Annotated in this window: 17 protein-coding genes, 4 tRNA genes and 1 pseudogene; 16 read left to right on the plus strand and 6 right to left on the minus strand. The window is 42.7% G+C overall.

The genetic code is table 11. The features are described from left to right. Window positions 1-13 precede the first annotated feature (13 nt). From SJ2017_RS21535 to SJ2017_RS19265, 14 genes and pseudogenes are all read left to right on the plus strand, one after another. Window positions 14-184 (plus strand): hypothetical protein, encoded by a 171-nt coding sequence (locus SJ2017_RS21535; RefSeq protein WP_156003366.1) that lies wholly within the window; start codon window positions 14-16, stop codon window positions 182-184. Between the two features lie 74 nt (window positions 185-258). Then, window positions 259-486: a hypothetical protein gene (locus SJ2017_RS19220; protein WP_080916993.1), complete on the plus strand. Its 228-nt coding sequence runs from the start codon at window positions 259-261 to the stop codon at window positions 484-486. A gap of 100 nt (window positions 487-586) precedes the next feature. Further along, window positions 587-769 (plus strand): hypothetical protein, encoded by a 183-nt coding sequence (locus tag SJ2017_RS21540; RefSeq protein WP_156003369.1) that lies wholly within the window; start codon window positions 587-589, stop codon window positions 767-769. A 340-nt stretch (window positions 770-1,109) separates the two neighbouring features. Then, on the plus strand, window positions 1,110-1,304 hold the full coding sequence (locus SJ2017_RS19225) for a hypothetical protein (protein WP_080916995.1): 195 nt from the start codon (window positions 1,110-1,112) through the stop codon (window positions 1,302-1,304). 203 nt (window positions 1,305-1,507) lie between these two features. Next, complete coding sequence (locus SJ2017_RS21545) at window positions 1,508-1,711, plus strand: hypothetical protein (protein ID WP_156003372.1); 204 nt, start codon at window positions 1,508-1,510, stop codon at window positions 1,709-1,711. Beyond that, a complete protein-coding gene (locus tag SJ2017_RS21890) occupies window positions 1,704-1,838 on the plus strand; it encodes a hypothetical protein (RefSeq protein WP_276328884.1) in 135 nt (44 codons plus the stop codon). The genes SJ2017_RS21545 and SJ2017_RS21890 overlap by 8 nt, the downstream gene beginning before the upstream one ends. Before the next feature lie 144 nt (window positions 1,839-1,982). Beyond that, window positions 1,983-2,711, plus strand: coding sequence for a hypothetical protein (locus SJ2017_RS21790; RefSeq protein WP_080916996.1), 729 nt, complete (start codon window positions 1,983-1,985; stop codon window positions 2,709-2,711). Window positions 2,712-4,849: 2,138 nt separating this feature from the next. Next, window positions 4,850-9,922, plus strand: coding sequence for an Ig-like domain-containing protein (locus SJ2017_RS19235; protein ID WP_244899816.1), 5,073 nt, complete (start codon window positions 4,850-4,852; stop codon window positions 9,920-9,922). 89 nt (window positions 9,923-10,011) lie between these two features. Next, window positions 10,012-12,188: pseudogene (locus SJ2017_RS19240) on the plus strand (type I secretion system permease/ATPase). After that, window positions 12,185-13,567, plus strand: a complete 1,383-nt coding sequence (locus SJ2017_RS19245) for an HlyD family type I secretion periplasmic adaptor subunit (protein WP_055026137.1) — start codon at window positions 12,185-12,187, stop codon at window positions 13,565-13,567. Before SJ2017_RS19240 ends, SJ2017_RS19245 begins: the two are co-directional and overlap by 4 nt. Window positions 13,568-13,592: 25 nt before the next feature. Continuing rightward, entirely contained in the window at window positions 13,593-15,014 is a 1,422-nt protein-coding gene (locus SJ2017_RS19250; protein WP_080916999.1) for a TolC family outer membrane protein, read from the plus strand. Further along, complete coding sequence (locus SJ2017_RS19255; protein ID WP_055026139.1) at window positions 15,014-15,610, plus strand: OmpA family protein; 597 nt, start codon at window positions 15,014-15,016, stop codon at window positions 15,608-15,610. Before SJ2017_RS19250 ends, SJ2017_RS19255 begins: the two co-directional genes overlap by 1 nt. Window positions 15,611-15,745: 135 nt before the next feature. Continuing rightward, window positions 15,746-16,345, plus strand: coding sequence for a transglutaminase-like cysteine peptidase (locus SJ2017_RS19260; protein WP_080917533.1), 600 nt, complete (start codon window positions 15,746-15,748; stop codon window positions 16,343-16,345). Window positions 16,346-16,353: 8 nt separating this feature from the next. Continuing rightward, window positions 16,354-18,276, plus strand: a complete 1,923-nt coding sequence (locus SJ2017_RS19265) for a bifunctional diguanylate cyclase/phosphodiesterase (protein ID WP_055026141.1) — start codon at window positions 16,354-16,356, stop codon at window positions 18,274-18,276. A gap of 124 nt (window positions 18,277-18,400) precedes the next feature. Here the strand turns inward: SJ2017_RS19265 and SJ2017_RS19270 are convergent. The 4 genes from SJ2017_RS19270 to SJ2017_RS19285 all read right to left on the minus strand — a co-directional run bounded on the left by SJ2017_RS19270 (window position 18,401) and on the right by SJ2017_RS19285 (window position 18,937). Then, window positions 18,401-18,477, minus strand: a tRNA-Pro gene (locus tag SJ2017_RS19270). A 162-nt stretch (window positions 18,478-18,639) separates the two neighbouring features. Further along, window positions 18,640-18,716: transfer RNA gene (locus SJ2017_RS19275), tRNA-Pro, on the minus strand. Window positions 18,717-18,746: 30 nt separating this feature from the next. Then, window positions 18,747-18,822 (minus strand) — tRNA-His (locus SJ2017_RS19280). 38 nt (window positions 18,823-18,860) lie between these two features. Then, window positions 18,861-18,937: transfer RNA gene (locus tag SJ2017_RS19285), tRNA-Arg, on the minus strand. A gap of 261 nt (window positions 18,938-19,198) precedes the next feature. Here SJ2017_RS19285 and SJ2017_RS19290 point away from each other — a divergent pair. Continuing rightward, window positions 19,199-21,832 (plus strand): sensor domain-containing diguanylate cyclase, encoded by a 2,634-nt coding sequence (locus SJ2017_RS19290; RefSeq protein WP_080917001.1) that lies wholly within the window; start codon window positions 19,199-19,201, stop codon window positions 21,830-21,832. A 27-nt stretch (window positions 21,833-21,859) separates the two neighbouring features. Here SJ2017_RS19290 and rep read toward each other — a convergent pair whose 3' ends face one another. Then, window positions 21,860-23,872 (minus strand): DNA helicase Rep, encoded by a 2,013-nt coding sequence (gene rep, locus SJ2017_RS19295; RefSeq protein WP_055026165.1) that lies wholly within the window; start codon window positions 23,870-23,872, stop codon window positions 21,860-21,862. A 229-nt stretch (window positions 23,873-24,101) separates the two neighbouring features. Here rep and ubiK point away from each other — a divergent pair, with 229 nt between their 5' ends. After that, window positions 24,102-24,356, plus strand: coding sequence for a ubiquinone biosynthesis accessory factor UbiK (gene ubiK, locus SJ2017_RS19300; RefSeq protein ID WP_055026143.1), 255 nt, complete (start codon window positions 24,102-24,104; stop codon window positions 24,354-24,356). An 81-nt stretch (window positions 24,357-24,437) separates the two neighbouring features. Here ubiK and SJ2017_RS19305 read toward each other — a convergent pair whose 3' ends face one another. Beyond that, window positions 24,438-25,592, minus strand: coding sequence for a pyridoxal-phosphate-dependent aminotransferase family protein (locus SJ2017_RS19305; protein WP_080917002.1), 1,155 nt, complete (start codon window positions 25,590-25,592; stop codon window positions 24,438-24,440). Between the last annotated feature and the right edge of the window lie 4 nt (window positions 25,593-25,596).

The raw sequence follows: 25,596 nt of genomic DNA on the forward strand, positions 1-25,596 counted from the left end.
TACCATCACAGATGTGGCTGTTAATGCAGATGGCACTTACTCTGTTGATAATGTTGACCTCTCTACACTTGTGGATGGCGACATCACAGTCGTTGCAACCGCGACTGATTCAAACGGTAACGATTTATCGGCCAATGACACTGAAAACCTTGATGCCTTTCAAGCAACATCACCGTCGATTTAGTTATCGATGGCGATAATAACGGTGACATCACAGGTACATCACAAGACATTCCAGCTGGCGGCACGGTCACTCTGGTGATCACCGATATTGCGGGCACATCAATTACCATCGCAGATGTGGCTGTTAATGCAGATGGCACTTACTCTGTCGATAATGTTGACCTATCAACCTTGGTTGATGGCGACATCACAGTGGTTGCAACCGCAACTGATAGCAACGGTAACGATTTATCGCCAATGACACTGAAAACCTTGATGCCTTTCAAGCAACATCACCGTCGATTTAGTTATCGATGGCGATAATAACGGTGACATCACAGGTACTAGTCAGGATATTCCAGCAGGTGGCACGGTCACTCTGGTTATTACTGATATTGCGGGCACATCAATTACCATCACAGATGTGGCTGTTAATGCAGATGGCACTTACTCTGTTGATAATGTTGACCTCTCTACACTTGTGGATGGCGACATCACAGTCGTTGCAACCGCGACTGATCAAACGGTAACGATTTATCGGCCAATGACACTGAAAACCTTGATGCCTTTCAGCAACTACCGTCGATTTAGTTATCGATGGCGATAATAACGGTGACATCACAGGTACATCACAAGACATTCCACAGGCGGCACGGTCACTCTGGTGATCACCGATATTGCGGGCACTGCAATTACCATCACAGATGTGGCAGTAACGCAGAGGCACTTACTCTGTTGATAATGTTGACCTATCTACACTTGTGGATGGCGACATCACAGTGTTGCAACGCAACTGACAGCAACGGCAATGACCTGTCTGCCAACGACACTGAAAACCTTGATGCCCTTTCAAGTAACATCACCGTCGATTTAGTATCGATGGCGATAATAACGGTGACATCACTGGTACTAGTCAGGATATTCCAGCTGGCGGTACGGTCACTCTGGTGATCACCGATATTGCGGGCACTGCAATTACCATCACAGATGTGGCTGTTAATGCAGATGGCACTTACTCTGTTGATAATGTTGACCTATCAACGCTTGTGGATGGCGACATCACAGTGGTTGCAACTGCAACTGACAGCAACGGCAATGACCTGTCTGCCAACGACACTGAAAACCTTGATGCCTTTCAGTAACATACCGTGATTTAGTATCGATGGCGATAATAACGGTGACATCACAGGTACATCACAAGAATTCCAGCTGGCGGCACGGTCACTCTGGTTATCACCGATATTGCTGGCACCAATTACCATCACAGATGTAGCGTTAATGCAGATGGCACTTACTCTGTTGATAACGTTGACCTATCACACTTGTGGATGGCGACATCACAGTTGTGGCAACCGCGACTGACAAACGGAAGACCTGTCTGCCAACGACACTGAAAACCTCGATGCTTTCAGTACATCACCGTGATTTAGTATCGATGGCGATAATAACGGTGACATCACTGGTACATCAGGATATTCCAGCTGGCGGCACGGTCACTCTGGTTATCACCGATATTGCTGGCACACAATTACCATCACGATGTGCGTAATGCAGATGGCACTTACTCTGTTGATAATGTTGACCTATCAACGCTTGTGGATGGCGACATCACAGTTGTGGCACCGCAACTGACAGCAACGGCAATGACCTGTCTGCCAACGACACTGAAAACCTGATGCTGTTGATGCTGAGCTAACAGTAGACTTAGTGATTGATGCATCTAACCAAGGTGACATCACTGGTACATCAAGATATTCCAGCAGGTGGCACGGTCACTCTGGTATCACCGATATTGCGGGCACTGCAATTACCATCACGATGTGGCAGTCAATGCAGATGGCACTTACTCTGTTGATAATGTTGACCTATCTACACTTGTGGATGGCGACATCACAGTTGTGGCAACCGCGACTGATTCAAACGGAACGACCTGTCTGCCAACGACACTGAAAACCTTGATGCTGTTGATGCTAGCTAACAGTAGACTTAGTGATGATGCATCTAACAAGGTGACATCACTGGTACATCAAGATATTCCAGCAGGCGGCACGGTCACTCTGGTTATTACCGATATTGCGGGCACTGCAATTACCATCACCGATGTGGCAGTCAATGCAGATGGCACTTACTCTGTTGATAATGTTGACCTATCTACACTTGTGGATGGCGACATCACAGTTGTGGCAACCGCAACTGACAGCAACGGTAACGATTTATCGGCCAACGACACTGAAAACCTTGATGCTGTTGATGCACAATTGACCGTTGATTTAGTCATCGATGGCGATAATAACGGTGACATCACTGGTACTAGCCAGGATATTCCAGCAGGTGGCACGGTCACTCTGGTTATCACCGATATTGCGGGCACTGCAATTACCATCCAGATGTGGCTGTTAATGCAGATGGCACTTACTCTGTTGATAATGTTGACCTATCTACACTTGTGGATGGCGACATCACAGTGGTGGCAACTGCGACTGATAGCAACGGTAACGATTTATCGGCCAATGACACTGAAAACCTCGATGCTGTTGATGCTGAGCTAACAGTAGACTTAGTGATTGATGCATCGAACCAAGGCGATATCACTGGTACATCACAAGATATTCCAGCAGGCGGTACGGTCACTCTGGTGATCACCGATATTGCGGGCACAACAATTACCATCACCGATGTGGCCGTTAATGCAGATGGCACTTACTCTGTCGATAATGTTGACCTATCAACACTTGTGGATGGCGACATCACAGTGGTGGCAACCGCGACTGATTCAAACGATAACGACCTGTCTGCCAATGACACTGAAAACCTCGATGCTGTTGATGCTGAGCTAACAGTAGACTTAGTGATTGATGCATCTAACCAAGGCGATATCACTGGTACATCACAAGATATTCCAGCAGGTGGTACGGTCACTCTGGTAATTACCGATATTGCGGGCACTGCAATTACCATCACAGATGTGGCTGTTAATGCAGATGGCACTTACTCTGTCGATAACGTTGACCTATCTACACTTGTGGATGGCGACATCACAGTGGTTGCAACCGCAACCGACAGCAACGGTAACGACCTGTCTGCCAACGACACTGAAAACCTTGATGCCCTTTCAAGCAACATCACCGTCGATTTAGTTATCGATGGCGATAATAACGGTGACATCACAGGTACTAGTCAGGATATTCCAGCAGGTGGCACAGTCACCTTGGTGATCACCGATATTGCTGGCACAACAATTACCATCACCGATGTAGCCGTTAATGCAGATGGCACTTACTCTGTTGATAATGTTGACCTATCAACGCTTGTGGATGGCGACATCACAGTTGTTGCAACCGCAACTGACAGCAACGGCAATGACCTGTCTGCCAATGACACTGAAAACCTTGATGCTGTTGATGCTGAGCTAACAGTAGACTTAGTGATTGATGCATCTAACCAAGGTGATATCACTGGTACATCACAAGATATTCCAGCAGGTGGCACGGTCACTCTGGTGATCACCGATATTGCTGGCACTGCAATTACCATCGCAGATGTGGCAGTCAATGCAGATGGCACTTACTCTGTTGATAATGTTGACCTATCTACACTTGTGGATGGCGACATCACTGTTGTTGCAACCGCGACTGATTCAAACGGCAATGACCTGTCTGCCAACGACACTGAAAACCTTGATGCCCTTTCAAGCAACATCACCGTTGATTTAGTTATCGATGGCGATAATAACGGTGACATCACTGGTACTAGTCAGGATATTCCAGCTGGCGGTACGGTCACTCTGGTTATTACCGATATTGCGGGCACAGCAATTACCATCACAGATGTGGCAGTCAATGCAGATGGCACTTACTCTGTTGATAACGTCGACCTATCAACGCTTGTGGATGGCGACATCACAGTTGTGGCGACCGCAACCGACAGCAACGGTAACGACCTGTCTGCCAACGACACTGAAAACCTCGATGCTGTTGATGCTGAGCTAACAGTAGACTTAGTGATTGATGCATCTAACCAAGGTGACATCACTGGTACATCACAAGATATTCCAGCAGGTGGCACGGTCACTCTGGTGATCACCGATATTGCGGGCACTGCAATTACCATCACCGATGTGGCAGTCAATGCAGATGGCACTTACTCTGTTGATAATGTTGACCTATCTACACTTGTGGATGGCGACATCACAGTTGTGGCAACCGCAACTGACAGCAACGGTAACGATTTATCGGCCAACGACACTGAAAACCTCGATGCTGTTGATGCTGAGCTAACAGTAGACTTAGTGATTGATGCATCTAACCAATGTGACATCACTGGTACTAGTCAGGATATTCCAGCAGGTGGCACGGTCACTCTGGTTATCACCGATATTGCGGGCACTGCAATTACCATCACAGATGTGGCTGTTAATGCAGATGGCACTTACTCTGTTGATAATGTTGACCTATCTACACTTGTGGATGGCGACATCACAGTGGTTGCAACCGCAACCGACAGCAACGGCAATGACCTGTCTGCCAATGACACTGAAAACCTCGATGTCACTGACGGCTCTATCACTGTCGCCTTAACGGTTAATGATGGAACTGAAACAGCAAATATTTCTGGCAGCACTGTCGATGTTGCCCCTGGAAGCACTGTAACGCTGACTCTCACAGATATCACTGGCGCAGTGCAAGTAGTGACTGGTGTAACTGTTAACAATGACGGTAACTATACAATTTCAGGTGTAGATATCTCTGGTTTAGCAGATGGTGATATCACCGTCGATGCTTCTGCTGAAGATCGTAATGGCAATACTGTTAGTGCAGATGATACTGACGAATTAGATTCGACCGCACCAACATTAGACATCACTGTCGCAGACGCCACTCTTGAGTTTGGTGTTTCAACCCTGGTTACATTTACATTTAGTGAGGCAGTCACTAACTTTAACTTAGTTGATGATGTCGTTGTTTCGGGTGGTACACTTACTAATCTCGTTACAAATGATGGCGGTGAAACTTGGACAGCCACATTCACTCCAACTGATGGCTACAGCGGCCCTGCTAGCATCACAGTGAATGACGATACCTACACAGATTTATCAGGTAACTTAGGTTCCGGTGATAGTGAAAACCTCACCATTGCAGACAACACGGTTGATGCCGTTGATGATGCTGTTGGCACCATATTCATAACGTCAGCAGATTCAGACAATAACTGGGTAAGCCCAGTAAATGCAGATGGAGAAGCTGACTTTACTATCAGCGCAAGAAATGCTGATGGCAGCGTTGGCGCAATCTCAGTCAATGCCGCTGATAACCACATAGGCGTTGCTGGCTCGCCACGATCTGCTGGTCAAATTTCAGGACAAATTGAATATGACTCTGAAACAGGCACATCTGAAGCCATAATCATTGATTTCAATGGTCTTGTTAATCAAGCAGAATTTAGCGTTTCACGTATGTTCGCTGATGAAAATAGTGGTGAACAAGGCACATGGTACGCTTACTATAATGGCCAATTAGTGGCTTCTGAAACCTTCACAACCTCAACCGGTACAACAGGTAGTTTTACCATCAATACCGGTAACCTGGTATTTGACCAATTAGTCTTTGAGGCAGCGCCAACAATTAGCGAAGCCAACGGCGGCGCAGCACTCGCAGACTCATCTGATTACTACTTAGATTCTGTTACTGTTACAGGCCCTGCATTAGTCGATGCGTACGTTGTGCAAGAAGATTCAACCTTGGTCATTAGCGATGTTTCTGAAGGGTTATTTGCTAATGATAGTGATGCGCAAAACCATGACTTTGACATCAGTCATGTCAACGGTAACGCATACGTCTACGGGCAAGAGATTACGCTTACTAGCGGTGCTAAACTCATTATTAATGCTGACGGGACATACACCTATGATGTTAATGGTGCATTCGACAGTCTAACTGCAGGTGAATTAGATACTGATACATTTACATATACGCTAACTGATGAATATGGCGCTGTCGACACCGCCACAGTTACCATCAACATTGTTGGTGTTAACTTAGTGCCAGAAACAGTTGCAGATCAATTAGCAGTACTTGAAGGTGAATCGCTATTATTTAGTGCATCAGATCTACTCATCAATGACACAGATCCTGAAGGTGACAGCTTATCAGTAACTCGATTTGCTCCTGGCAACTCTGACGTCGATAGCATTGATGCGACACAAGCAGGACAAAGCTTCACCACCACACTGGGTGGCACCATCACAATTAATAGCGATGGAAGCTATACGTATGAAGCACCACAAAACCTCGACCATACAAGTAGCGATACACTAGTTGATAGTTTCTATTACCAAGCTACCGATGGAACTGGTGCCTCCTCTTGGACCCAAGTATCAATTGATGTAAATGATACAGCTCCTGTAGCTGAAGATGATACAGACCATGTTGGCTTTGGTGGTTTAGCATTTGGTGATGTCATAACGGCAGCAGGAACCGATGGCTCCGGAATTGATAACCTTGGCGCTGATAGTGCACAGATAACAAGTGTGACGTTTGGTGACGTGACTTATAACGGTTTTGATGCTGATGGAAACCTGACTATCACCACAGATAAAGGTGTACTCACCATCAACCAAGATGGTAGTTATCAATACCAGTCAACTCAAACTGATACGATTATTGATAGCTTATCATTCAATGACTTGGTCAATAATAATGGGGTTTCATTATATGGCTTTGGTAGTGGAGCATCGTTTAACTTCGATAGCTTAGGAGTGCCTGGTAATAACGTCGGAGATAATGGCTCTAGAATTGGGGTCAGCAACTCTACCATTAGCAATGGCGAACAACTTGTTATTGACCTTGGCTCTGAAGCTCCTTTCAATGCGTTAGACATTAGCTTAACCAATGTCGGTAACTCTGAAAGCGTCATTTGGACCGTTTATGATGCAGATGGCAATCTAGTAGAGACAGGTACAACGAATAGTAATAGCCTTAATATCTCTACCAGCTCGCCGTTCCAATATTTGGTACTTTCAGCAAATTCAGGTACAACATATGGCCTTAATGCAATCACAGCTTCTTCCATTGGTGATGGTGTAATTTCTAGTGAGGAGTTTACTTACCAGCTCACAGATATTGATGGTGATTCAAGTACAGCGATATTAACTGTAAACCAAGATTCGACCCCACTTGCTGAAAATAATGCCGCTATTGTATCCGAAGCAGGTTTGGCAGGCGGTACTGAAGAAGGAACCAATTCGCACATTGCAACCGGAAACTTACTTGATAATGACTCTGGTGTTAGTAGTAGCACAGTCATTACGAGTATTGAAGGTGTCGTACCTGTCAATGGCATTATCTCAATAACGACGGCAGATGGTGTATTAACCGTTTACACCGATGATAGCAACGGCTTTAGAGCGGGTGACTATCAGTATGAATTAACGTCTACAAATACAACCAGTAACGATGTTTTAGAGAACTTCAATTACGTCATCGAAAACGGTGTTGGTGACACGAGCAGTGCCACTTTAACGGTATCAATTACTGATGATAAGCCGATGGTGAATGATATTGAGCAGAACTTGCAAGCAAGTGCTGCACCTATCACAACAAACTTGACCTTAGTATTAGATGTGTCAGGCAGTATGGACAACAGTGCAGGTAATGGTAAAACTTACCTAGAAACAGCAATAGAATCATTAACAGCACTTATCAATGAAGTCGACTCAACGGGTAATGTGAATGTTCAAATTGTTGCTTACTCAGATTCTGTTAGTAATTCTAGCTGGCTAATTGATGATATCGATGGCGCCATTAATTACTTAAATGCATTACAAGCTGGCGGTGGTACATATTACGATAGCGCCTTGAATGAAGTGATGTCGAATGTTGTCTTACCACCAGCAGACCAAAGCTTTGTTTACTTTATCTCTGACGGTGTGCCTTCAAGTGGACACAATATTGATGGAACTTTACAGAGTAACTGGGAAAGCTACCTTGATACTTATTATGATATTTCATTCGGTATCGGTATTGGCAATGCAGATTTAGATGAAATTTACCCAATTTCTTACCCTCAAACGACTGAAATAACAGAAGAAGAGCATGCGATCAAAGTTAACGATGCTGACGATTTAACGAATACAATTCTTGATTATTTCGAGTCCAATGCCGTTAGTGGCAGTTTAGGTATTCTCGGTACTAGCTCTACGGGTGTATTAGTTGGTGCCGATGGCGGTTATGTTAACCAAATCGTTGTCGATAACACGACTTACTCGATTAATATGGCAGATCCGATCCAAGTTATCACCACTGCGCTTGGCGCGACATTCACCATTGATTTCTCAACTGGTGAATATAGTTACTTTATTGATTCGACAGAAAACATTCTTAATGAGCAAGAAAATATCGAAGTCACAATTATCGATAATGATGGTGACTCAGATACATTGAACCTAGCTATCAATATCGATTACTACGCTTCACTCGATGCCAATGTAAATAATGTCATTACTAACCAAGCTCAAGGCAGTAATATCACGATTGCAACTGAGTATTTAACCCATGGAGATGCAACGCCAAGCGATGCTCAGGTAACAAGTGTCAACGGAACCAATGCTTCATTAGCAAACGACGCTGTCACTGTTACTGCCGCAAATGATGAAGATTCTTTTGAATATACTTTAACAGGCAATGGTGCCAGTGACACAGCTGAAGTGTCCATTGATTATCAAAATTCCAATGTCCTCACAGGTACAGCAGAAAACGATATTATCATTGCGACGTCAACTGCTGTTAATCCGGCATCTTCTTTGATTAAAGCAACAGTGAAATCAGGAGATACCTATAATGCTTCCAACCAGTTCGGTTTTGAAGCAGCATTGCTCGCTGCAGGAATATCTATCACCCAAATAGAAATTAATCTCAGAGGTGGAGGTGATACCAATGCGATAGTAGACGTCAGTCAGTCTAATTTAGTAAAAGGAACTGACTCCGTTGGCATTAATGACAGTAATTCAAATATCTTTGCCAATATGACGCAAGATAGCGGAACACTGACCGCAGTATTTACGGCAGGAGACTTCACGAACGGAGATGAATTCTGGTTTGCGTTTGATACCGATAATTTAGGTAGTGACACTGGCGCAAGTTTAGTTGGTGCGACATTCACGATTACCTTAAGTGACGGAACCATCCAAACTGGTACGTATATTTCCGATGGAAACTCAGGAGCAACAGGCAGCTTGTACTTTGCTGACGCGATTCTTGAGGGCGGAGCCGGTGATGATGTACTCATTGGCGGTGAAGGTAACGATATGCTTATCGGTGGTTTAGGTGATGATTTACTTATCGGTGGCTTAGGTGATGATGTCTTAAGTGGCGGTGAAGGAAGTAACACCTTCGCATGGAATGCCAATGACACCGGCAGTGACACAATCACTGACTTCGACACCAGTAAAGATAGCTTAGATTTACGCGATTTATTGGTGAATGAAGATCTATCTAACTTAGAAGACATGCTGAGCTTCAGTTACGACGGTAACAATACCACTATTGATGTCGACGTTAATCTAGATGGCACTGCTGATCAAAAAATCGTGCTAAACGGTGTTGATTTAACTGACATCTACGGTAGTTCAGCTAATGGCGAAATCATTAACGGACTGCTAGATGACGGCGCTTTAATCGTCGATACATCAGATAACGCATCCGCACAAAATGCTGCAGCAATCGATCCATTGGAAAATAACCTGGATGGTAATATTATTCCTTAAATACAACAATTTGTTGACGCTACGTAGTAATATGTTAGCGTCTGCACATTGTGCTTAACAAAACTATAATTACAAAGGATAAGTTATAAGTGCCAGCAACTGCGTCTGACCAACAAGAACAGTGGACGATTTCGGCTTCACAGCGAACAACTGTCGATCCTCTGCTTGATTGTCTTGTGTTAATGACTGAACATTTTGGTTCGCCTTGCTCAAGTGATTCACTTGCGGCAGGCTTACCATTGACTAGTGCTGTCATTACTCCAGAGTTACTGCCACAAGCCGCTTCTCGTGGCGGTTTATCCGCAAAATTGACCCGTAAAGATTTAAATCAAATCTCGGATATTTTGCTACCTTGTATTTTATTATTGAAAGATAAAAAAGCCTGTATTTTACGAAAAATTGATATTGATGCGGATCAAGTCACTATTCAATTGCCAGAAACAGGCGGACAAGAAACCCTCACAGTAGAAGAACTCGAAACCCTTTATGTGGGTTATTTATTTCTTGTGAAGCAGGAGTTTCGTGGAGATAACAGCTTTGATGTTCATATCCATGACAATAGCACTCACTGGCTAATTCAAAGTATTAAAGACTCTGCTCCCATTTATCGAGACGCATTAATCGCTTCAGTATTAGTCAACCTGTTTGCACTGGTATCCCCTCTATTTATCATGAATGTCTATGATAAAGTGGTACCCAACCTAGCATTTGAGTCTTTATGGGTATTAGCGATTGGGGCAGGAATCGCCTATTTGTTTGATTTAATTCTACGTCAGCTTCGTAGTTACTTGATTGATATAGCTGGTAAAAAAGTCGACATTATTGTGTCTTCAAAGTTATTTGCCAAAGCCATTGGGATCCCACTATCAAAACGCTCTCCCAGTGTCGGCGGCATGGCTCGACAGCTCAGTGAGTTCGATAGTATTCGTGAAATTTTAACCTCAGCAACCATTACCACATTGGTTGATTTACCTTTTGCACTCTTGTTCGTGACCATTATATATATTGTGGCGGGAGACCTAGCCGTCATTCCAGTAATAGGCGGTATTATCATTATTGGTTTTACGCTCTTTATTCAGCCCAAACTCAAAGCTGCTATTGAAGAAAGTAACCGTTTCTCAAGCCTCAAACATGGTCATTTAATTGAAAGTCTTACAGCTCTTGAATCGATTAAAGCCAATGGTGCTGAAGGGCTTGTTCAAAAAAGCTGGCAGCAGATGATAGGCCATACAGCTAACTGGCAATTAAAATCAAAAAAACTAACAAACTCAGTCAGTAATGTTGCTAATTTTGTTGTACAGCTCACCGTAGTTTGCGTCGTTATATTAGGGGTTTACCGCGTCGCTGATAATGCAATTTCAATGGGGGCATCATTGCAGCGGTGATGCTTTCAAGCAGAGCGATTTCACCCATGGCACAGTTAGCAGGCCTGATTACGCGAGGCAATCAAACAGCCAGCTCATTGCGACAACTTGATGAAGTGATGAATCAAGAAGAAGAATTTGAAAACAAAGGCCATCTCGTTAGCAAACAGCGTTTACAAGGTAAAATTGACGCGGATAATGTCGCATTTACTTTCCCAGAAGCTGAAAAACCGGTTTTACATCCACTTTCTGTGCATATTAAGCCAGGTGAGAGAATTGCCATCATTGGCCGCAATGGTTCAGGTAAAAGTACCTTAGCAAAACTGCTGGTTGGTCTGTATAAACCAACACAGGGTAGCCTTCGATATGACGGATTAGATTCAGGTCAAATTCACCCAAGTGACTTACGCAGTAACTTTGGCTACTTACCGCAAGATGTCACCTTATTTCATGGTTCAATTAAAGACAATATCTTGTTTGGAACCCGTCAAGTCACCGAACATCAACTGATCCGAGCGGTGCAACTATCTGGGGTCAGTATGTTTACCAACCTTGAATCAGAAGGCTTAGATCAACAAGTTGGTGAAGGTGGCTTATCGCTCAGTCGTGGCCAACGACAAACTGTGGCTCTTGCTCGAGCGACACTCAATGACCCGCCAGTATTATTAATGGACGAACCTACTGCAAGCCTAGATGCACGAGCAGAAAAACAATTTATTCGTTCAATGGAACATGTCAGTAAAGACCGTACACTATTACTGATTACCCATAAAATGCATTTATTGCGTTTAGTGGATCGCATTATTGTCTTAGACAAAGGCCATGTAATAGCTGATGGGCCAAAAGACAGCATTTTAGAAAAGCTCAATAATGGATTACTTGCAGGAGGTCGTGCCTCATGAGTAATAAATTATCGAATCACGACTTAGAGATGGTTGATGATGTCTATGGCGCCATGATGACAGACTCCCCTCGTGGCCATAGTCTTATCATATGGTCACTGGCAGCCATGACCTTATGTTTCTTTATTTGGTCTTATTTTTCTGAGTTAGATCAAGTGACATCTGGAATGGGAAAAGTGATCCCCTCCTCTCAAATTCAACTTATTGATAGTCTCGATGGCGGTGTACTGCAAGAGATATATGTTCAAGAAGGAATGATCGTCACTAAAGGGCAACCGCTAGTTAAAATTGATGATATTCGTTTTCGTTCAGACTTTGCCCAACAAGAACAAGAAGTGTATAGCTTACAAACCAATGTTATACGTATGCGCACTGAACTTGATAGCATCGTTATTTCTGATATGTCGTCTAACTGGCGAGAACAAGTCAAAATCACCAAACAACCTTTAGTATTCTCTGATGAAATTATTGAACAAGAACCTGACTTAGTTAAAAACCAGCAAGCAGAATACTCAGGCCGTCTTGACAACCTTACCAATCAACTGGAAATTTTGGTGCGTCAAATACAACAGCGCCAACAAGAAACAGAAGAGCTGACGTCTAAAATCTCTACACTAACTAAAAGTTACCAGCTTATTTCTCGTGAGCTTGAATTAACGAAACCATTAGCCCAAAAAGGGATTGTACCCGAAGTTGAGTTACTTAAACTCGAACGCACGGTCAACGACATCCAAGGTGAATTAAAAACAATGCGCTTATTGCGCCCTAAGCTAAAAGCATCGATGGATGAGGCAATTTTAAAACGACGTGAAGCTGTATTCGTTTATGCTGCTGATTTACGTGCCAGTTTAAACGAGATGCAAACTAAGCTTTCTCGTATGAACCAAGCCCAAATTGGTGCTTTTGACAAAATTAATAAAGCTGTGATTACTTCGCCGGTAAACGGAACCATTAAAACATTACATATCAATACTCTAGGTGGCGTAGTTCAACCAGGAGAAGAGATTATTGAAATCGTACCTTCAGAAGATCAGCTATTAATCGAAACTAAAATTACACCACAAGATATTGCATTTTTGCACCCAGGCTTACCCGCTGTCGTCAAAGTCACTGCTTATGATTTTACCCGTTACGGCGGCCTTAAAGGCACTGTTGAACATATCAGTGCAGACACCAGTCAAGATGAAGAAGGCAATAGCTTCTATACTATACGTGTCAGAACTGAAGAATCGAATTTAACAAAAAGCGATGGCACAAAGATGCCAATTATTCCCGGCATGCTCACATCAGTGGACGTCATTACCGGGCAAAGAACTATCCTTGAGTACATTTTGAACCCGATATTACGGGCAAAAGAAACAGCACTTAGAGAGAATTAGCCAAAAAACCGGGAGGGTTTTTTACATGAAAATTAACATTAACCAATGCAGTAAATTGAGTATCTTCGCATTGGCAATGTCAGCAATTTTTGCAACGCCTTTGCTTAACGCACAATCGTTAGAGCAGGCTGTTGCACACACTCTGGATACCAATCCTGAGCTTCGTATTGCGTTTAACCGTTTTAAAGCACGCGAAGAACAAGTTAACCAAGCCATTGCTGGGTATATGCCAACTGTAGATTTAACAGGGGCCTATGGATGGGAACAAACTGACAGTCCTTCAACTCGTGGTAAAAGACAGCCAGGAAATGACAATCTGGATGAAGGCGTCATGGAACTTGAACGAGGTGAAGCAGGATTTAGTATCAAACAAATGCTGTTTGATGGTTTTTATACAAGTAGTGAAGTTGACCGTTTTTCTTTCGAAGCGAGTTCTGAGCAATGGGCGTTATTCGCCGCTGCAGAAGATATCGCACTCGAAGTTAGTAAAGTGTACATGAATTACATTAAAGCTGAGCAACTGTTGGTGCTTTCAGAGAAAAACTTAAATAGTCATAAAGAAATTTATGAGCAAATTAAGGAACGTACTGATTCAGGTTTAGGCTCGATTGCTGATTTATCGCAAATCTCTGGTCGACTGGCTCGTGCAAATGCCAACCTGATGTCAGCTAAAAACAACCTTTCTGATGCAAGAGCCCAATATATTCGCATCGTTGAAGTTGCACCTGAAAACCTAGTTGTTCCTGTGCCTGATATAGACTTACTCCCTGCTAACATCGCAGAGAGTGTCATCATGGCCCAAGACAACCACCCAATATTAAAATCGGCAAGTAGTGATATCAAAGCCGCCGATAGTGAGCGCAGTTCAGCACAATCTAATTACTATCCAAAATTCTCATTAGAATTAAACGGTAACTGGAATAATAACCTTGATGGTGAAGATGGTTATGGCACAGGAACCACACTTGACCCTTATGTGAATGGTTACAGTAATGATCTGGTTGGTATGGTTCGAGTGAAGTACAACTTATTCTCTGGCGGTAAAGATCTCGCACGAGAAAAGGAAGCCGCCTACAAAATTAACGAAGCGAAAGAAATCCGCCAACGTGCTCATCGTCAAGTCGTTGAAGGTGTGCACCTTTCATGGAATGCTTATGAAATGTTAGCGCCGCAAAAGCGATATATTCGTGATCATGTTATTGCCTCAAAAGATACTCAAGTTGCTTATGCTCAGCAATTTAACCTAGGGCAACGTAGCTTGTTAGATTTACTTGATACTGAAAACGAACTTTATCAAGCCCGTCAGGACTATCTACAAACAGAATATGATGAAACGATTGCAAAATATCGCTTATTGAATGCAACTGGACAGTTACTAGATTCATTACGTGTTACTCGACCAGATATTTGGCAAGGTGAACGTGACTACGAAGGAGGAGTAAAATAATGAAATACCTCATTTTACTACTCAGCATGACACTAACGGTGGGCTGTTCAATGCGTGATATCGTCACCGCAGACAGCCCAACTGAGCAGCAATTCGATTTAAACGATAACGATAAAGACGGCGTTATTGTGGCACGTGAGCGCTGTTTAGATACCGTCATTGGCGCAGGCATAGATAATTATGGCTGCCCGACAATTAGCGAAATCAACGAACGCCAAGAGTTAGAGATTTTATTTGAAAATGACTCAGATCATATCAACACACGCTTTTACCAACAAATAGAAGAAGTGGCTGACTTGATGAAGTTATACCCTAATACGGTTGTGACTATAGAGGGACATTGCAGTAAAACTGGAACATATGAGCACAATTTAACGCTTTCACAAGCACGTGCTGATAATGTTGTGAATGTCTTAGTTGATACCTTCAATATCGATAGATCACGTTTAACGGCAATTGGCTACAGCTATGATCAGCCAATTGATTTAAGTGGTACGCCTGAAGCAAATGAAGCAAACAGACGTGTTATTGCTGAAGTTACAGGCGATGATCAAAGAACAGATATGAAGTGGCACATATACACGGTTGATCAATAAGCTTTTAATGTAAGGAACTGATTTTTGCCAAAGCAGGGTTATTCGCAATTACAAAGTGTTACGCGAGCTTGCCGTTACCCATTATTGGCATCTATTTTCATTGTGTCGGGGCTTTACGCAGCAGCTCCGGCAACAATGGATGCACAGAAAACGATCAGCGCCTTATCAGATCAATACGGTGAACGCGCCGGAAAGCGTGCTAAAGCTTGGTTTAAAATCGTCAATGACGCGCAAAACCTTGACGATATAGCCAAGCTTGAAAAAGTGAATAGCTTTTTTAATTTATTTAAATTTGTCGATGATAATAAAGTCTGGGGGGAGTCGAATTATTGGGCCTCCCCTATGGAGTTTATCGGCGTCAATGCAGGCGACTGTGAAGACTTTTCCATCGCCAAATATTTTACGCTCCTTCAGGTCGGTATTGCTGAAGATAAGTTACGCATTACTATGGTTAAAGCAACATCTGTAAACCAATACCATATGGTCTTAGCTTATTATGAAACCCCTGGGGCAATCCCATTGGTGCTAGATAATTTAGACCCAGTGATTAAGCCTGCTACCAAAAGAAATGATTTGCTGCCTGTTTACAGCTTCAATGGTAAGCAACTATGGCTTAATAAAGAGAAAGGACGAGGTGTGCTTGCGGGCTCTTCCTCGCGTCTTGAAAAATGGAATGATTTAAAATTAAGGTTGGGCATAGACCGGTTACGGCAGCCTAAACAAAAAATGGAGTAGTGGCCAAGATGACCCTTTTTCGTCAAATCTATGCGTTACTGTTTGGTTTATTTTTATTGGTTATAACCAGTCTAGGTTATGTTCAATTTACAGAAACCCAAAGCTTTCTCGTTAAGCAAATGGATTCAGATCTCAACAATGCCAGTCACTCGCTTGGTATTATGCTGGTGCCTGCTTTAGAAAGTGGCGATGACGTTGCGGCTGAAACTTTAGTGAATGTCATTTTTGAAGGCGGTTATTATCAGCAAATCAAATTGACTTGGCTGGTTGACGGTAAACAACAAGTTTGGAATAACGCCATTCGTATCGAAGGCGTGCCTCAATGGTTTATCGACTTAGATTTGTTTACGACCATCACTAAAGAAAGTGTTATCACTTCTGGCTGGTTACAACTCGCTAAAATTGAAATTACCGCCCATCCAGGCTTTGGTTACCATGAGCTTTGGCGCATTATTTCTAATACAATTATCATTTTTTCAATTCTATTTTTACTTGCCATCGTTTGCGCACGTTTTGGCTTAAGCTACATTCTCAAGCCATTACACGCACTATCAGAACATGCTAAAAAGGTCGCAAACCGTCAGTTTGGCCCTGATATGCCAGCGCCAAAAACTAAAGAACTACAAGAGTTAGTCGGCGCATTTAATAGTATGTCTGCACAGCTAAAACAAGTCTTTAGCTCATTAGATGAAGAAGTATCAGCCCTACGTAAAAAGAATTTAGTTGACCAAGTTTCTGGCTTACCGAATCGACAATACATGGTCAGTCGAATAAATGGCTGGTTAGGTGAGCCGAGTAGTGGTGCCATATTTTTAGCTAAGTTTGATTGGCTAGAAGAAGTACACAGTAAGTATGGCTATCAAGTTCGTGATGAAACCATCAAGTTATTATCACAAAAACTTGAGCATCACTTAAACGAGGTATCCCCATCCGTCATTGCCCGAATTGCTGCGTATGAATTTGCTTTTCTAGTAACGGATGTAGAACACGATCAACTCACTAAGTACTTACAGACCTTACTAAGAACCTTGAATAAAGAAATTTCTAAAGCAGGCTGTAAGCCTAATGAAGGTTTCGCAATTGGTGTGGCTGAACGTACAGGGCACATGACGGTCAGTGATATTTTGGCTCAGGCTGATAATGCACTGCAAAAATCATTAAAAGACAACAAGGTATTCCATTGGTTTGAGACCAATGAGCATCAACTATTTAGCCGCGAACAATGGCGAGATAACCTCACTGATGCCATTAAAAACAAAAAATTCCAATTTAGATGGCAGCCCGTTTTACTAACTGAAAACGAAGAAGTCTGTCAGCGTGAGGTATATTGTCAGTTGATGGTTAACGATAAACTTCAACATGCCGGTCAATTTATGCCTTATGTGGAGTTACTGTCTTTAGGTACCTTAATGGATCAATGCCTCATTGAAACCGTGATCGATAACCGCCTGCTTGAGCGAAACTATGAGCCGTTAGCGATTAACCTCACATTCCAGAGTATCAGTGACCCGCATTTCCATTCATGGTTACAAGGTTTACTGCGTAATACCGCATTCCCTGAAAGGATCTGCTTTGAAATCCCTGAGGCCAGTGTGTATAGCGACTTAGATAATTGCGAAAATCTGTGTAACATTATCAGAGATAATGGCGCCAAGTTTGGTATTGACCATTTTGGTCGCCAGTTTGGCTCAATGAGCTACTTACAAAGCCTACGTCCAAGCTATGTAAAACTCGATCAATCTTTTGCTTACATGGAAGATGACCAACATAATACTGAGCTATGTCGCGCCTTAGCAAATGTCGCCAAAGGTTTAGATATCCAAGTTATCGTGACAGGTATACAACAGCAAGAGCAGCTCGAGCGATTTACTTCAATGCGCTTAGATGCTTACCAAGGGTTTATTGCTCCGCCTATCGCAATTACCTTTTAAGCTGTTTACTGCTATTAAAGCCACTCACTGAGTGGTTTTTTTATGACTTTAGCCCGCATGAGATTTAAGCTGACAGAATATCAGACACAAAAAAGCCACTCAAAGAGTGGCTTTTTTGTTTATTTGGTCGGTGATAGAGGATTCGAACCTCTGACCCTCTGCTCCCAAAGCAGATGCGCTACCGGGCTGCGCTAATCACCGGAAATCGTATTGATATGTTGAGTCTAACAAGGCAAGCCTTAGCTCCACTCTAATAGAGTGAGTGATACGTAATCAATAAACGCTAATCACTAAGTTGTAAATTAATACGGTAGGCCAATTTGAAAGGATCAAAAATAAATCACTAATTGGAATACAAAAATTTGGTCGGTGATAGAGGATTCGAACCTCTGACCCTCTGCTCCCAAAGCAGATGCGCTACCGGGCTGCGCTAATCACCGAGATATTCTATAAATAGAATGTAGATTGAATGGGGTGACTGATGGGGCTCGAACCCACGACAACCGGAATCACAATCCGGGGCTCTACCAACTGAGCTACAATCACCACTGATTTCAATCTTGCTAACAAACGACCTTACCGAATGGTGCGCCCAGAAGGATTCGAACCTTCGGCCTTACCCTCCGGAGGGGTACGCTCTATCCAGCTGAGCTATGGGCGCTCGTCTTGGTTAGCGACGCACATAATAGGGATAAATCACCTTCACGTCCACCTTTGTTTAAAACTTTTTTGTTCGTTTGCTCAAGTTTTGAGTAAATTGTGAGGTTTTTAAGCAATTTTCAAAATAAACGTCTAATACTTAGCTGCTAAAAAGAGATATTTTCATATTTCAGCCTAAAGGACTAACTAATAGTTCCCTTTGTTGCTCAAGCTTCATATACTCAAGTGTGGGTAGTTAGCATAAAAGGATTGAAGGAGTCATATGGAAAAGGGAGCCTTCCCTAATCACTCTAATAATATCGAACATCTACAAAGAAGGGTGTCGAGGCTTAGACGTTTAGCGACAAAATATAAGCGCGCAGAAATCATTCAAAATGCGCTATTAGAAATTTCCAATATTGCTACCCAAGCGATCTCACTTGACGCTTTCTATAAAGGTGTCCACAGTCATCTGCAAAGCTTGATCCATGCCGATAACTTTTTCATTGCCTTTTTCGATAATCAAACTGGCACCATATCCTTACCTTTTTTTGCTGATGAGAAAGATCCCCACCCATCAGAGCTATATCCAGATGAAGAAATATCATCATTATTAGAGCGTGGCATTACAGGTTATGTGCTAAAAACCGGTGAACCACTTTTTTGTAATGAGCGACGTTTTAATGAATTGGTCGAAGAAGGAAAAATTGATGGCTTAGGTTCACCTTGCCTTCAATGGCTCGGCGTTCCCATCAAACACAATAACCATGTCTCAGGAGTATTGGTCGTTCAAAGCTACAGCGACGATATTATCTATGGTGAGCTCGAACTCGAATTAATGGGCTTTATTTGCCACCATATTTCAGGTGTTATGGAGCGACTGCGTCACAATGAAGAGCTTGAAATAGCAATTATTGAACGTACTAAAGAACTCAGCGAAGCGTATGACAAAGTAAAACTTGAAGTTACTGAGCGTGTTAAAGCAGAGAAACTGCAAAAGTCATTATTTCAAATCGCTGATTTATCCGCATCTGATGTGACTCAAGCCGAGTTTTACCCACAAATCCATCAAGTCATCAGCCAATTACTGCCTGCTGACAACTGTTTTATCGCATTAGTACACAAGCCATCACAAACCTTATCTTTTCCTTTTTATGTCTCGCAGATGAACGCCGAAGCGCCTAAACCAAGGGCGTTAAAGGATGGCTTAACAGAGTATATTTTAAAGCACCAGCAACCACTATTGTTAAATCAGCAAGACATTAAAAGGATGATTACTGCGGGTGAGATTTATGGCAGTAATCCCGATTTAAACCACACTCAAACTATGAAGCAATGGATTGGTATTCCGTTATTCATTCACGGGGAAATAGCCGGTGGATTAACGATTTACAGTCTGACCGACAAAAACTCCTTTGCCACTAAAGATTTAGAGCTACTCACCTTTGTCTCGCAGCATATTGCCAATGCAATTGAGCGTAAACTTGCCGCTGAGCAGTTAAAGCGAAGCTATGAGCAACTTGAGGATAAGGTCGAAAAACGCACCAAAGCGATTGCTGAGATCAATGACAACTTACAACGTCAAATCATGCAACGTAAAAAAATCGAAGCTCAATTGGTTTACGATGCTAAACATGACAATTTAACCGGTTTACCTAACCGTAGCTTTTTCATGGAGCGCTTATCACAAGCCATTAAGCATGTTCGACGTCATCAAAACGAGCAGTTTTCTCTGTTATTTATTGATTTAGATGGCTTCAAGCAAATCAATGACACCTTAGGTCACCTTGAAGGTGATCGTTTTTTGATTGAAACATCAACTCGGCTAAAAATGTGTATTCGAGACAATGACACTTTAGCTCGCTTGGGCGGTGATGAATTTGTCATTTTACTCGACTCCATCCACCAGCACCGAGATGCCGAAGATGTATGTGAGCGCATCTTGCAAGCTATTGCAGAGCCATACACATTAGCTCAACAGCAAGTGATTTCTGGTGCCAGTATTGGCGTGGCTTACAGTTCTGTTAACACTTCAGATAACAGTGAGTCAGTATTGCGTAATGCCGATACTGCAATGTATCAAGCAAAGTCAAAAGGCAAAGGCTGTTATGTTGTTTTTGACCAGAAAACCGAATACAGCTTCAATCAACGTATCGCGCTGGAGCAAGACTTTTTACACGCCCTAGAGCGCAATGAAATCATAGTAGAGCTAACGCCCATCGTCACTTTCGATCAAAGCCATATTTTAGCCTATGAGCCAATTAGCTACTGGCACCATCCTAATGAAGGGAAGATTGATAACCATCAGTTAAAAGCGCTTGCCGAGCAAACGCAAAGCATGATGATGTTAGAAGATTATATTTTTCAATATATTGATCAACACTACCAAGCTTTAGCAAATGGATTAGGTGACAACATTCACTTTCATATTCCACTATCAAGTCAGCACATTAAGCATAAGTACGGCCTTCGCAGCTTAAAGAACACCATTAAGCGCAGTCGTATCTGTGCCACAAAGCTATGGGTATTCTTTCACGAGAAGTCATTTGTGCAAGACAGCACTAACCATATCAGTGCCTTTGAGTCTTTAACCGAAATGGGTGTCAATATTGGAATAAATGGTTATGGAACAGGTTATAGTTCACTGAGTAGCTTAAGCTTTTTACCGATTAAAGCGTTAAAACTCGATGCCGATGTTAGCCAACACTTACTCAATGAAAAACAACTGCAACTGGCTAAAGCCTATCAGCTTATCGCTCAAACATTGGGGTTTGATATGTATGCAGAAGGTATAAATACTTCAGAGCAGAAGCAAAGTTTATCAAAACTGGGCTATAGCCAAGGGCAAGGTAACGTTTTTTCTATCGTTAATATTGTCCTAACAGATCATAATGACGTTAAAGAAGCCGTAAGCTAACCTCGCACTCAACCTTGGCATTACCGTTTACTTTTTAAACATATCTCTTAGGTTAGCAATATTCGCTTTAGCAGATTGCACCTTCTCTTGTTCAGTTTGTTTAGGCTTGCGGTTTTCCCAAATCAAATCGTCTTGAGGTAACTCCATTAAGAAGCGACTCGGCTCACAACGCATAGTCTCACCAAACTGACGACGTTCACGGCACATAGTAAACCACAACTCTTTTTGCGCACGTGTAATTCCTACATAGGCGAGACGACGTTCTTCATCGACATTATCTTCATCAATACTCGATTGATGAGGCAAAATTCGTTCTTCAGTACCTACCATAAAGACATAGGGATATTCCAACCCCTTTGAAGCGTGTAACGTCATCAACTGAACTTGGTCACCGCCTTCATCTTCTTGGTTTCGTTCCATCATGTCTCGCAACGTAAGACGTGTTACCACCTCAGGTAGCGTCATCGGTTCATCAAGCTCATCACCTTCCAGCATTTCCGTCACCCAACGATAAAGCTCAGAAATATTCTTCATCCGCATTTCTGCAGCTTTGGCGCTGGTACTGGTTTCGTACAAGTAATCTTCGTAATTAATTTTACGAATTAACTGCTTGATCGCATCTACCGGCTCACCACGAGTTGCTATCTCTCCAGTATCGACAATAAATTTTCCGAATTGATACAAAGATGACATCGCCGCTGGCGCTAAATGGTGATTAAGCTCAGCTTGAAAAATCGCTTCAAACATCGAAATATGTTTTTGGTTCGCATAGTTGCCTAAGCGCTCTAAGGTAGCTGGGCCGATTCCACGCTTAGGCAAGTTCACTACACGTAAAAACGCATTATCATCATCTGGATTAACGACCAGACGCAAATATGCCATGATATCTTTAATTTCAGCCCGAGCGAAAAATGATGTGCCACCAGATAATTTATAAGGGATACGGTTGGTCATCAATGCCCGTTCGAGTAAACGAGACTGGTGATTTCCTCGATATAATATGGCGTAATCACCAAATTTAGTTTTGCCGACAAACTTATGACGAACAATTTCAGCAACGACTCGCTCAGCTTCTTGCTCTTCATTCGCGGCAAACAACACACGCAGTGGCTCACCATAAGCAAGTTCACTGAACAGCGTTTTATCGTACACATGGGGGTTGTTAGCAATGAGAATGTTGGCTGCTCTTAAAATCCGCTGACTTGAGCGGTAATTTTGCTCCAACTTAATCAGTTTAAGTTTAGGGAAATCTTTACCCAGTAAGACTAAGTTCTGCGGTTTTGCTCCCCGCCATGAATAGATGGATTGATCATCATCCCCTACCACGGTAAAGCGAGCACGTTCACCCACTAACAGCTTCACTAGCTCATATTGACTGGTATTTGTGTCTTGGTATTCATCGACTAGCAAGTATTGAATACGGGTTTGCCAGCGTGTTCTGACTTCTTCGTTATGACGCAATAAAAGCGTTGGCAATAAAATCAAATCATCAAAATCAAGCGCATTATAGGCTTTCATATGTTGGGCATAACGTTGATAAAGCTTGGCAAACAATTGTGTTTGCTCATCTCCACCTCGTTTAATTGCCACATCAGGCACGACTAAGTCGCCTTTCCAATTTGAAATAGCACCGGCTAGCGCTTTAATTAAATCTTTGTCTTCTTCAAGTTCATCTTCAGTCAGCTCTTTTAACAGCGCAAAGGTATCTTGATCATCAAATAATGAAAAGCCAGCCTTTAGACCAACCACTTTATGTTCACGCTTAATGATCTCAAGCCCTAATGTATGGAACGTCGAGATCCATAATCCTCTGGCTTCTTTGCGTCCCATGGACTGAGCCACACGCTCTTTCATCTCTCGTGCCGCTTTATTAGTAAAAGTCACCGCAGCAATATTGCGTGCTTTATAGCCGCACTTTTCAACTAAGTATGCAATTTTGTTAATAATTACCCGAGTTTTACCACTGCCTGCACCCGCTAATACTAAACAAGGTCCAGAAACATAGTGAACGGCATCATTTTGCCCAGGATTTAACTTCATGCTGACGACTTTACCAATAACCAAAATAAACGGAGTGCGATCATACCAGAAAGCCACGATCGACAATCAATAAATTTAAATGTCTGCTGTGATCAAAAAACCAATGACGATCGTATCACTCGACTAAGGTGAACCCACCCACAGGCTTAATCGATAACTTTGGACATGGCCGGTTGCTGAGGTACAATTACCCCATAGACTAGAAACCTAATTTAATATGGAATTGATGATGATTAATCCAAAAAAACTTGAAGAAGTGGCTAAGCAGTTAAGTGAAAACCTTCCTAGCGGCGTTAAGCAATTCGCTGGCGAATTTGAAGAGCGTTCTAAGCAGGTGCTTCAAAGCCAACTGATGAAGTTAGACGTGGTTTCTCGAGAAGAATTTGAAGTACAACAGCACGTGTTATTAAAAACTCGTGAAAAGCTCGAAGCACTGCAAGCACAAGTGGACGAATTAGAAAAAAAATTGTCTGCTGACGCTTAATACATAATGATCTAACAAAAATGGCATCCTTTGGGATGCCATTCTTTTAACCTTATTTTATCTCAACTGACTGCATTAAGATTAGTTAAGCACTTCATCTAGCGCTCGTAGACATAAGGCTACGTTTTCGCGGCGAGCCCCAAAACCCATCAAGCCGATACGCCATGCTTTACCAGCTAATGCACCGAGTCCAGCACCAATCTCTAAATTATAAGTATTGAGTAACTGCTGACGCACTGCAGCATCATCAACCCCTTCAGGAATATAAACCGCATTTAATTGCGGTAAACGGCACGTTTCATCCACGACGAAAGTCAGCCCTAACTGCTCAAGTCCATCACGTAATATTTGATGCATATCCTGATGACGTTTCCACGCATTTTCCAAGCCTTCATTAGCCAGTAAACGCAGTGATTCATGTAATGCATATAAGGCATTCACTGGTGCAGTATGATGATAACTGCGTTTAGCGCCGGTATCTTTATTACCCCAATAACCCATCACTAAGGTTTGATCTAAAAACCAGCTTTGGACAGGGGTCTTGCGACTTTTAATCTTTTCTACTGCTTTGGCTGAAAATGACACTGGAGAAATACCAGGAACACATGAAAGACATTTCTGACTGCCCGAATAAATCGCATCAATGCCCCATTCATCCACACGCAGCTCTACCCCACCTAGTGATGTCACAGCGTCAACAATGGAAATACAATCATGTTGTTGAGCCAAGGCACATAAGCTTTTGGCATCTGATAAAGCACCGGTTGAGGTTTCAGCATGAACAAAAGCTAAAAACTTAGCGTCAGGATTTGCATTTAACGCAGCTTCTACTGCTGAAACAGATACAGGTTCGCCCCATTCATTATCAACAACAACCGCTGTAGCACCTACACGCTCAACATTTTGGCGCATGCGCTCACCGAACACACCATTACGGCAAACAATGACTTTTTCACCCGGCTCGACCAAATTAACAAAACACGTTTCCATTCCCGCACTCCCTGGTGCAGAAACAGCTAAAGTCATTTCATTATTGGTTTGAAAAGCATATTGAATTAAGGATTTCAGCTCATCCATCATCGCAACAAACAATGGATCTAAGTGGCCTATTGTTGGCCTAGCTTGGGCGGCTAACACTTCAGGATACACATCCGAAGGGCCTGGTCCCATAAGGGTACGGCGAGGTGGCATAAAGGCATTTATGCCAGATACAGAATTAGTGGGTACAGATAACATCAAA

Source organism: Shewanella japonica, assembly GCF_002075795.1.
GTDB lineage: Bacteria > Pseudomonadota > Gammaproteobacteria > Enterobacterales > Shewanellaceae > Shewanella > Shewanella japonica.